7 protein-coding genes and 2 tRNA genes are annotated in these 3,326 nt (G+C 70.1%); 2 read left to right on the plus strand and 7 right to left on the minus strand.

Translation table 11 applies throughout. The annotated features are described in order from the left end of the window. Positions 1-332: 332 nt before the first annotated feature. The 3 genes from VN520_RS03575 to VN520_RS03585 are packed head-to-tail and all read right to left on the minus strand — an operon-like array spanning position 333 to position 1,613. Positions 333-776: an SRPBCC family protein gene (locus VN520_RS03575; RefSeq protein WP_325745355.1), complete on the minus strand. Its 444-nt coding sequence runs from the start codon at positions 774-776 to the stop codon at positions 333-335. Between the two features lies 1 nt (position 777). Next, complete coding sequence (locus tag VN520_RS03580; protein WP_325745356.1) at positions 778-1,260, minus strand: SRPBCC family protein; 483 nt, start codon at positions 1,258-1,260, stop codon at positions 778-780. Further along, positions 1,257-1,613: a metalloregulator ArsR/SmtB family transcription factor gene (locus VN520_RS03585; protein ID WP_325745357.1), complete on the minus strand. Its 357-nt coding sequence runs from the start codon at positions 1,611-1,613 to the stop codon at positions 1,257-1,259. Before VN520_RS03585 ends, VN520_RS03580 begins: the two co-directional genes overlap by 4 nt. Before the next feature lie 296 nt (positions 1,614-1,909). Here VN520_RS03585 and VN520_RS03590 point away from each other — a divergent pair, with 296 nt between their 5' ends. Together VN520_RS03590 and VN520_RS03595 are read left to right on the plus strand one after the other, a co-directional pair. Beyond that, positions 1,910-2,275, plus strand: a complete 366-nt coding sequence (locus tag VN520_RS03590; protein WP_325745358.1) for a tyrosine-type recombinase/integrase — start codon at positions 1,910-1,912, stop codon at positions 2,273-2,275. Next, positions 2,248-2,472 (plus strand): hypothetical protein, encoded by a 225-nt coding sequence (locus tag VN520_RS03595; RefSeq protein WP_325745359.1) that lies wholly within the window; start codon positions 2,248-2,250, stop codon positions 2,470-2,472. Before VN520_RS03590 ends, VN520_RS03595 begins: the two co-directional genes overlap by 28 nt. On the opposite strand, the gene VN520_RS03600 is transcribed toward VN520_RS03595, so the two are convergent. The 4 genes from VN520_RS03600 to VN520_RS03615 form a co-directional block, all read right to left on the minus strand. Beyond that, positions 2,446-2,518 (minus strand) — tRNA-Ala (locus tag VN520_RS03600). The two genes, VN520_RS03595 and VN520_RS03600, sit on opposite strands and share 27 nt — an antisense overlap. A gap of 28 nt (positions 2,519-2,546) precedes the next feature. Then, the gene (locus VN520_RS03605) at positions 2,547-2,690 is read right to left on the minus strand and encodes a DLW-39 family protein (protein ID WP_325745360.1); all 144 of its coding nucleotides are present in this window, start codon (positions 2,688-2,690) and stop codon (positions 2,547-2,549) included. 106 nt (positions 2,691-2,796) lie between these two features. Continuing rightward, positions 2,797-2,870, minus strand: a tRNA-Ile gene (locus tag VN520_RS03610). Between the two features lie 53 nt (positions 2,871-2,923). Beyond that, positions 2,924-3,326: DUF3566 domain-containing protein (locus tag VN520_RS03615; protein WP_325745361.1), on the minus strand; the 403-nt coding region annotated here is incomplete at its 5' end.

Here is a 3,326-nt window from a genome sequence, read left to right on the forward strand (position 1 = left end):
CTCGCACCCATAGCCTTCGACCTCCCGGAGGCCGCCGCACTCATGTCCAGCCTTGCCGTGCTCGGACCGAGCGTCAGCCAGAGTGCGACTTCCGCCATGCAGAAACTGGCCGCGGCGCTGCAGTCTCGTTAGCCGAACCGCTTACGTCAGCATTCGGCGGTTCGATCTTCGCGTCTCCCTCGTCCCGCGCCTGGGTCGACCGGGGGCCGACAAGTGGACCTCGCCGGGCGCCGACGGCGATCCCGCGCTCACCACAGTGGGTCGGTGTGCAGGTGAGAAGCCAACCGCTGACTTGCAGCACCAGCCAGGCGCGCCAGCGGCTGGAGACCGGATCAGCTGGTGCGCCGCTCGAGGCGCTCCTTGAGCCGGGCGAGGTTGGCCGGCATCTCCTTGTGAGCCTCGCGGCGGACGACGAGTGGCACGAGCAGCCTCCCGATGCCGTGTCCGGTGAAGTCGACCGCGATGGAGACGCGGGATCGGTCCGCGCCGATGTGCTCGACGGTGACGTCGACCGCGGCACGGATCGGCCCGTCGATGCCCCGCACACTCCACGTGCGCGGTGGGTCGACGTGCACGAGTTCCGATGTCGACGCCCGTTCGGCGCCCCCGATGCGGCGCACGGTGATGCACCGCCCGCAGAGCCCGGCGCCTTCGCCGTCCATGTGGCCGCTGACTACGCCCGCCTGCCACTCGCAGAAGCGCGCGGGATCGGTCGCGTAGGCGAAGACCTCCTCGGCCGGGCGGTCCACCTCGGCGGTGGCGAGGATCGGTGGCACGTCAGCTCACCCCGGCGAGCAGAGCCGTGTAGCGGTCGAGGTACAGCGGCCATCCCTTGTCGGTGGCAATGCCGTCGCGGACGGCCTCCCAGCCGGGGCCGTGCCGGTCGATGTTGCGGTGCTCGAGCTCGACGCGGGTGCGTCGCGGGGTCTCGGCGATGAACCGCACTTCGACCTCGCTGGCATTGTCCGGGTCGGCCACGATCAGCCAGTCCGGGCCGATGTCCCAGCTGAACACGACCCGCTCGTGCGGATCGTAGGCCAGTACTCGCGCCCAGCGGCACTCGCTGCCGTCCTCGGCGATGTCGACGATGTGCCCGCCAACCCGCGGCTCGAACACCGTCTTGGCGATCGGTGAGTCCAAGATGTTGTGCTCGCGCGGCTTGAAATCGCCGAAGTTCTCGGTGAACAGGGTGAACGCCCGCTCCTGAGACGCCTCGACGACGATCTGCTTGCGGACAGCGGCGGTGGCTGCCTGGGTCATGACCTCTCCTGTCCTGGTTCGACGACGTGCTGTTCCTCGATGTCGTCGGGGGAAGCGACGGCGTTCTGGTAGCCAGCCAGGGCCCGATTCCAGTAGGTGTCGAGCTGGTCGCGCATTGCGGCGACGCCGGCCGGGTTGAGCCGATATATCCGCCGGGTGCCGGCGACGCGCTCGAAGACCAGTCCTGCGTCCTTGAGCACCTTCAGGTGCTGAGACACGGCCGGGCGGCTGATCGGCAGCGCGTCGGCCAGTTCGCCGACCGCCCGTGGCCGCTCGGCGAGGCATTCGACGATGGCGCGCCGGGAGGGGTCGCCCAGCGCGCTCCACGCCACGTCTTTCTGGTAAGCGCCCACGAACGGTAAGTATCGACGAACGGGTTTTCTCGGTCAAGAAGGCGGACCGCCCCGGCATCCGACTGTCCCTCAATGCCGCTCGAGGCGAGTCGCTTCAGTGCTGAGCCACCGACGACCCGCCGACCTGTGCCGTAAGGCGAACCGTTTACGGCAACCTCTCGTCCTCGTTGACCTCGCCTGTGCCGCCTGGCTCGCAGCTCTCGGGCTCCTCCTCCTCCGCGCCGAGACCTCCACCGACGCCTAACCCACGGCGTGGCCCGCGGACTCGCGCAGGCGAGGCACCTCCGCGATGCCCGATGTCCCTGCGCCGGCGGGTCATCGTCGAGGAGGCGGTGACCGAGGTCGACGGCTCCCGCCTGGTCTGGGGCACGCCCAAGACCCACGGCCGCCGCTCGGTGCCGCTGCCCCGCTTCCTGGTCGACGAGCTGGCCTGCACGGTGGTGACCCGGCCGCGGGACGAGCTGGCCTTCCCCTCGCCGCAGGGCGCCGTGCTGCGCAATCGCAACGCCCGGTCCGCCTGGTTCGACGCCGCAGCCCGGGCCATCGACGAACCCGGACTCACCCCGCACGAACTGCGGCACACCGCGGCGTCGCTGGCGATCAAGGCCGGCGCCAACGTCAAGGCGGTCAGCGGATGCTCGGGCACGCCTCGGCGGCCATGACCCTGGACCGCTACGCCGACCTGTTCGACGACGACCTGGACGACGTGGCCGACCGGCTGGACGCGCTGCGGGCCGCATCCCGCGAACGAGTTGCGGACTCTTTGCGGACGGAGACCCCTTCGGAGGGCTCGCCGGAGCCCCCGACGGAGGTGAACCGCAGGTCAGAAGAGTGGAGACGAGGGGAATCGAACCCCTAACCCCCGCCTTGCAAAGGCGGTGCTCTGCCAATTGAGCTACGTCCCCGGGATGGCGCGGAGGCCGCGCCGCGGGCTCAGGAGGTGCGCGGGGTGCTGACCGCTCCTGGTCCGCTGGTGGCCTGGGCCCACAGGTCTGCCTCGCCCTTGCCGGCGGTGCGCTTGCGAACGGCGACCACGGCAGTGGCCGCGAGCGCCGCCACTGCCAGCTGCTTCAGCACGCGGGACCTCCTCGAACGACGGTGGTCTCCGCGGCGCCGGTGACCGCTGCGGATGACCGAAGGCGGGTCGACCGAGTTCCGATCGACCCGCCCAGTGGTGCACGGGTGGGCCTGGGAGGACTTGAACCTCCGGCCTCATCCTTATCAGGGATGCGCTCTAACCGCCTGAGCTACAGGCCCGTGGACCGTGGAAGAGCTTACCTGGCCCCTGGACCCTCACTCACGCGGGGCTGTCACTCCCGCTCGGCCAGGGTGACCTCCAAGCCGCCGACCAGGTCGGAGCAGAGGTTGTAGACGAACGCCGTCACGGTGCACAGCGCCGTCAGCAGCACGATGTTCACCGCGCCGATCACCGCCGCACCACCGAAGACGATGCCGGCGGTGATGACCTCGCCGCCACCGCCCTCCTCCTCACCGGACGCGGTGCTGAGCTGCCCGATCAGGTCGTTGAGGGTGTCGAAGACGCCCAGCCCGCTGAGCACGCCGTAGAGGACGCCGACGGCGACCATCCACACGAAGAACAGCGCGATGGACAGCACCAGGGAGATCTTCAGCGCTGACCACGTGTCGATGTGGCGCAGCTGCAGCCGCGCGCGGCGTGGGCCACGGCCGGCACCGCGCTTGGCGGGGCGCGCC

Origin of the sequence: Streptomyces sp., assembly GCF_035563135.1 — a bacterium.
GTDB lineage: Bacteria > Actinomycetota > Actinomycetes > Streptomycetales > Streptomycetaceae > Streptomyces.